The 6,470-nt window shown below is 47.1% G+C and carries 7 protein-coding genes; all 7 read right to left on the bottom strand.

What is annotated here, in order from left to right:
- Positions 1–139 precede the first annotated feature (139 nt).
- A complete protein-coding gene (locus AZ66_RS25265) occupies positions 140–643 on the bottom strand; it encodes a hypothetical protein (protein ID WP_231587041.1) in 504 nt (167 codons plus the stop codon).
- 500 nt (positions 644–1,143) lie between these two features.
- Positions 1,144–1,512, bottom strand: a complete 369-nt coding sequence (aroH, locus tag AZ66_RS25260) for a chorismate mutase (RefSeq protein ID WP_021259199.1) — start codon at positions 1,510–1,512, stop codon at positions 1,144–1,146.
- Positions 1,513–1,514: 2 nt separating this feature from the next.
- Positions 1,515–2,636 carry a 3-dehydroquinate synthase gene (gene aroB / locus AZ66_RS25255; RefSeq protein WP_044357403.1) on the bottom strand — a complete coding sequence of 374 codons (1,122 nt, stop codon included), beginning with the start codon at positions 2,634–2,636 and terminating at the stop codon, positions 1,515–1,517.
- A gap of 14 nt (positions 2,637–2,650) precedes the next feature.
- The gene (aroC, locus tag AZ66_RS25250) at positions 2,651–3,820 is read right to left on the bottom strand and encodes a chorismate synthase (RefSeq protein WP_044357402.1); all 1,170 of its coding nucleotides are present in this window, start codon (positions 3,818–3,820) and stop codon (positions 2,651–2,653) included.
- A gap of 241 nt (positions 3,821–4,061) precedes the next feature.
- A complete protein-coding gene (locus tag AZ66_RS25245; protein ID WP_269433139.1) occupies positions 4,062–4,883 on the bottom strand; it encodes a CheR family methyltransferase in 822 nt (273 codons plus the stop codon).
- 267 nt (positions 4,884–5,150) lie between these two features.
- On the bottom strand, positions 5,151–5,594 hold the full coding sequence (gene ndk, locus AZ66_RS25240) for a nucleoside-diphosphate kinase (protein WP_021259203.1): 444 nt from the start codon (positions 5,592–5,594) through the stop codon (positions 5,151–5,153).
- A gap of 94 nt (positions 5,595–5,688) precedes the next feature.
- Positions 5,689–6,470, bottom strand: a 782-nt coding sequence (locus AZ66_RS25235) for a polyprenyl synthetase family protein (RefSeq protein WP_044357399.1), incomplete at its 5' end; no start/stop codon positions are given.

Raw genomic sequence — 6,470 nt, 5'->3', positions numbered from 1 at the left:
GCCGTTGCTTGCTGTACCGGTCGGGTACTGCTCGCTAGAGGTGCTGTCAGCTTCATTTGCAGACTGCGCAATTTCTTTCTCGCCTGCTCGTAGCGATGCCGTATCACATCTTTCGAACTTCCTGGTTCCACATGAATGTTCACATAAACTGCATTTGCTGCTTCATATGATCGAAGGCAACGAGCTGATCGCAGAACATAAATCGGATGTCGTCCATTTGCAGCGTGTCGTACTTATGACGCGGCAGGCGCTCATACTGCTGAACCAAATCGTAGCCGAAGCAGCCAATTGCCCCTCCTGTCATTGGAGGAAGTCCATCTAGCGCTGGGCTTCTATATTTATGCATCAATTGCTTCATCATCTCGATTGGGCGCTCTCGCACCTCAGTGATATGGCCATGCTCTATCTTCCGCAATCGTCCACTCTTCCCTTGAAGGAGCAGGAACGGATCCGTTCCGATGAAGGAATAACGGGCCCATTGGACGCCACCCTCCACACTCTCCAACAAAAAAGCATATGGTTCATTGCGCAATCTTTGAAATAATCGAATTGGGGTTTCGGTATCAGCCATCATCGTCTCGGCAACAGGTATGACATTATACTGCTGGGCGAGATGGATTACTTCGTCCAATTGGGGATACATCGCTTTCCACTCCTTTCAACTTCGTTATGCAGCCGTTAAGACGAATACATACCGCGTGATGAACGAGAGCGTCTACCAACCATTTCTTATTCACTTGTTTACGCTTGTTGCAGTGCCTTATCGGAATCAGGCGAATCACGAACGAAAGGATCTGCTAAAAAATAGCGTGTACGAATAAAAAAGCCTCTGCGCAAGGCAGAGGCTTGTTGGTATACGATGAAATTGTTGATGAGTAAATTCAATTCATGAGGATATGGATCGCCTTATATAAGCCCTCCCATTGTGCCGCTGTCATAAATCCATGTACAGCAAATACAATAGGATCTAGCCTATAAAGACATGATGTCCATATTCTATCTCGTCTCAGCTCAACTCATCTCAATCTCAAACTCAACTCTGCTCAACTATGCTGATATCAATATAACCGGAAATGTCGGCTTCGTCAATCCAGCAAACTAAATTTTAGACATAAACGTCTTCAGACTAGGTTTCCCACATCTCTATTTACTAGACAAATCCGGTCTTAGAGCTATCGCCTCATTCAAGTAGACATGGCGAATCTCGTGCTGCTCCTTGTCCGTGTTGATCGTTACCATTAGGCGGATGCACAATGGCAGACTGCCCTTCACTGGAATCTCAATGGCACACATGAGTGGCACTAGATCCCAGCCTTCCATGGCACGTATCGCACGTGCTGGAAAAGTAGCATTCAAATCCTCTGTCATCGTGATCCAAATATTTGCGATCTGTTCAGGTTGAACCGCATTTTGCGCAACTATCTCCTGGAGCAGCTTCGTAGTCGCATGCAGAATCTCTTCTGCATCATTGCAGGTTACCGTAGTTGCTCCGCGAATTCCTCTTGCATACATGGTCACGCCTTCTCTCCTTTCAACTCCTCGATGATATCTCGTACTAGGCTGACCGGTACATCCTTGCGAATTTCTACATGACCGATTGCAGTAGGCACAATAAATACGGTGTGCCCTTCCTTAAACTTCTTGTCATGCATCATGGCTTGAATAATATCATCAGAATTCATATGCTGTGGCACTGCCACCGGCAGGCCGTATTTCTTCAATATCGCTTCTGTTCGAACAGCAATCTGCTTATCTTCACCCAATCGCTCTGCAAGACGCGCAGAACCAACCATTCCAATTGAGATGGCTTCGCCATGCAGCAATTCTCCGTAGCCGGCAACAGCCTCTAGAGCATGGCCAATCGTATGTCCCAAATTCAATATCGCTCTTAGATCATGCTCACGTTCATCCTGAGAGACGACCTGCGCTTTAATCGCGCAGCCCTTAAGCAGTCCATACGTGAGTGCTTCCTCATCCTTAGCCAATAAGCGTTCAGCTTGTGCTTCGCACCATGCTGTAAACTCTTCATCCCAGATAAGTCCATGCTTAATCATTTCAGCCAGTCCTGCGCGGACTTCCCGATCAGGAAGCGTAAGCAAGGTAGCTGTATCATACAACACCATTTCCGGTTGATGGAAAGCCCCGATAATATTCTTGGCGAACGGATGGTTAACTGCAACCTTGCCACCGACACTGCTGTCATGAGCCAATATCGTCGTAGGCACCTGAATGAAGCGAATTCCTCGCATGTAAGTTGCCGCCACATAACCTGCCAAATCCCCGACTACGCCACCGCCAAGGGCGACGATGGAAGAATGGCGATCACAGCCCGCATCAAGTGCTGCAGTGATGCACTGTTCGTACACCTGCAGCGACTTGGAGGATTCACCAGCTGCTACTACAAAGGAAGAAACCTGATAGCCAGCCTCACGCAGTGCTGCTTCCGTGCGCTCTAAATATAGCGGAGCCACATGATCATCCGTGATGATCACAATTGGACTGCGAGTGGGGATGCTGCGCATGTGAAATGCCTCACCGATTCGACCGAGAAGATCACTGCCAATCCAAATTGGATAAGAGCGTTCTCCTAATTCAACAGTAAGCTCTGCTGCATCTAAAGTGAGATTCTTGCTCATGACGTTCCCCCCTTTTAATATCGGGACACTTGTTCCAAATAGTGCTCATAGTTGGCGCGAATTTCTTCCATTGAATCCCCGCCGAACTTCTCTAGGAACGCCTTTGCAACTTCCCAAGCGACTACATGCTCCATGACAACACTCGCGGCCGGCACTGCACACGCATCTGAACGTTCCACTTGTGCAGTGAACGGCTCCTTCGTATCGATATCAACACTGCGCAATGGCTTATAAAGGGTCGGAATAGGTTTCATAACCCCACGCACGACGACTGGCATTCCGTTCGTCATACCACCTTCGAAACCGCCAAGTCGGTTGCTAGCTCGTGTATATCCCGTTTCCTCGCTATATAGAATTTCATCATGAACTTGTGATCCTCGCAGTTGACCTGCCTCGAAGCCAATACCGATCTCAACACCTTTGAAAGCATTGATCGACATCACTGCTTGCGCTATGCGTCCATCCAGCTTGCGATCATATTGCACATGGCTGCCTAGTCCAACCGGCAGTCCCTCCACGATGCACTCGACAATACCGCCGATCGAGTCGCCTTCGCCTTTGATTTGATCGATGTACGCTTCCATCTTCTTCTCCGTATCGGTATCGACCACACGAACAGAAGAAGCTTCCGTACGTTCAATAATCTCGTCAACTGACAGATTGTGAGCAGGAGCTTCGATTTCACCAATGCGAATAACTTGTCCTGCAATCTTGACGCCGAATGCTGCAAGGAACTGGCGCGCTACTGCACCAACAGCTACGCGAGCAGCTGTCTCCCTAGCGCTTGAACGCTCCAATACATTGCGCAGATCTTTCAATTGATATTTCAAGCCTCCGTTCAGATCCGCATGACCTGGACGCGGGCGATGAACACGACGCTTCTCTTCATCTGTCCCTTCAATCGGCTCCACATTCATAATATTCGTCCAATGCTTCCAATCGTTGTTCTCCACTACAATAGCAATTGGAGCACCTGTCGTACGTCCATGACGCACACCGCCGACGATCGTTGCTGTATCTTTCTCAATTTGCATACGTCTGCCGCGGCCATACCCCTTCTGGCGGCGATGAAGTTGGAAATTGAGTTGCTCGAAATCAATAACCATGTTGCTAGGCATCCCTTCAACAATGGCAGTTAGCTGCGGTCCGTGTGTTTCTCCTGCAGTCAAATAACGTAGACTCACAAGTTGCTCCCCCTTTAACTGTGATGCTGTAAATGGCTAAAACCCTTAACTTTTTTCTCATTATAGTATAGGAGGCAACGTTTGACAAGAAAACAAAACGCGCCCTTGCCGCTTTGTTTCAAGCATTAGGGCGCATCTTTCGTTATCGACGTGTAGTCTATCTATGTTCAATTTAGCCGTTCGATGGTATGTAATTCCAGTATGACTGAGATACTCGAATACAGTCTTTAAGTTCAAACAGCTATAATTTCCGATAAAAGAACGTCTCCATCGTTTCAAGCTGATACTGTTGTGGATTGAATATTTGCTCAGTGCTTCCGACGAACAATACCCCACCTGGCTTAAGCGCATTGGCAAACTTTCGATACAACTCATGCTTCGCTTCTTCCGTAAAGTAAATCATCACATTACGGCAAATAATCAAATCATGCTGGGCTGTAAAGGTATCGGTTAATAAGTTCTGCTTACGGAATCGAATCGATTTCTTCAAGCGATCAATGATATGAAAACCGTTCGCCTGCTGCATAAAGTACTTTGACTTGAATGATGGGGGAACATCTTTCAAAGAGCGCTCAATATAGGAAGCTTGCTGCGCTCTTGCAAGTGCATTCTCGTCGATATCCGTAGCTGAGAGCTCTGTCCGATCAAGCAAGCCCATATCATCGAGAATCATCGCTAGTGTGTAAGGCTCCTCACCCGTCGAGCAAGCGGCACTCCAGCACTTCAGCTGGCGCGTTCGCTGCGACAGCTCTGGAAGCACACGAGTGCGCAGAGTATCCCAACGCAGCGGATTACGCCAAAATTCAGATACATTGATCGTCATCCGATCCAGCATTTCATCAAATAACGAAGAGTTAGCGCTCATCGCCTTGGCATAGGAGGCAAATGTCGAGTAGCCATTCTTCATTCGTAACGTAGACAAGCGTCTACGCATCTGGGTTTCCTTATACTGTGATAAATCGATGCCTGTAGTTGATCGGAAATATTGGACAAAATCCGTATAATCTTGATCATCTCCCTGATCCACGGCTGCCCCTTGGCCAAATCCATTAGCAGCAGGCAAAATGGTAGCGGCATCCCATAAGGTCGTCTTACGCTCTGACAATTGTGCTCACACCTTCTAAGTTCGTATATATGCTGCAACTGATTCCCTGATCGACAACAAGCATAGCCCAAGATCGCTCAGCAACACCGCAACATAAAAAAACACGGTCGAATATTACTATTCGCCGCGTTCTTCCATAGTCCTGCCCTATGTAAGCTCTTACATCAGAAATCAAAAAATAATTATTATGTTTCTGCGTGTGTGAGCCGCGTTCATGGCTGCCGATTAAATCCATGGCTCCAATGCCCGCTCGTAACGAAATGAATCCACTTCTGAGAATAAGTTCGCGATTTCACGTTCAGCACTCTCTGGTGAATCCGAACCATGAACCACATTGAAGTTCGTATGACTTGCATAATCTCCGCGTATCGTCCCTGGTGCAGCTTCAGTCACTTTCGTCTTGCCGATCATCAAGCGTGACAAGCTGATAACATCGTCACCTTCCCATATCATAGCGAATACTGGACCTGAGGTAATAAAGTCGACCAGTTCGCCAAAGAAAGGCTTTTGTGCATGTTCTGCATAATGATGTTCAGCTTGATCACGCGAGACTTGCATCAATTTCCCAGATACAAGTTTAAAGCCCTTCCGCTCAAAGCGACCTACTATATCTCCTATGAGGCCTCTTTGTACTCCGTCAGGTTTGACCATGATGAATGTGCGTTCCATACGATCACTCCTACTCAAATGTGAAGTCGTCCAACACACGCATTATACCAAATTTTTCTTCAAATGGCACTCGATTTTTTCACCATAGTTCAAATCAATGATTGCGATTTGCAATAAAGTAAGCAATATCGCGCAGGTTGCGGCGAGCACGGATGTTAGGCAGATGCTCTAATACCGCAAGAGCCTTCTCGATATAACGATTTGCTATCTCTTCAGCCCGCTTAATACCATCACTTTGGCGAATCATATCAAGCGCAGCAGATACATCCGTATCTCCATTTTGCTCACGGATACGTTCAATTTCACGAAGAAGAGGTTCGCGAAGCTTCATATCCTGCAGTGCAAATATTACTGGAAGCGTCAAATTCCCTTGACGAATATCATTCCCTGGCGGCTTTCCTATTTGCTCTTCAGTACCGGTTAAGTCAAGCACATCATCTCGAATTTGAAATGCCATGCCCACATTATAACCAAAGCGATACAGCGCATAGCCAATCTTCGGCTCCGCATGTGCGGCAATTGCCCCAAGCTGACAGCTAATCGCAATCAGCAATGCCGTCTTTCGTCGGATCCGAAGCATATATTGACGGATCGTCTGCTTTGTATTGAAGAAGTCACGAATTTGCTCCATCTCACCGATGCACATTTCAACCATTGCTTTGGAAAATATGCGATGAATCTCTGGCTGCTTCAACTCCGTAGCTACAACCAGCGCTTGACCATACATATAATCGCCAGCATACATGGCAACGCGATTATCCCATTTGGCCTTAACTGTCAGTTGCCCTCTCCGCGTTTCGGCGTCATCAATGACATCATCATGCACAAGTGAGGCCATATGAATTAATTCCAGGGGAACAGCAACGCGCTTCAACT

Origin of the sequence: Paenibacillus sp. E194, from assembly GCF_000935845.1 — a bacterium.
Classification (GTDB): domain Bacteria; phylum Bacillota; class Bacilli; order Paenibacillales; family Paenibacillaceae; genus Paenibacillus_B; species Paenibacillus_B alvei_B.
Note: the sequence above shows the minus strand (reverse complement) of the source record. Positions and strands in the feature narration are given on the sequence as shown.

Excerpts from the sequence above, each read along its gene's own strand:
- AZ66_RS25265 (WP_231587041.1), bottom strand. The coding sequence starts at position 643 with ATGTATCCCCAATTGGACGAAGTAATCCATCTCGCCCAGCAGTATAAT.
- aroH (WP_021259199.1), bottom strand. The coding sequence starts at position 1,512 with ATGTATGCAAGAGGAATTCGCGGAGCAACTACGGTAACCTGCAATGAT.
- aroB (WP_044357403.1), bottom strand. The coding sequence starts at position 2,636 with ATGAGCAAGAATCTCACTTTAGATGCAGCAGAGCTTACTGTTGAATTA.
- ndk (WP_021259203.1), bottom strand. The coding sequence starts at position 5,594 with ATGGAACGCACATTCATCATGGTCAAACCTGACGGAGTACAAAGAGGC.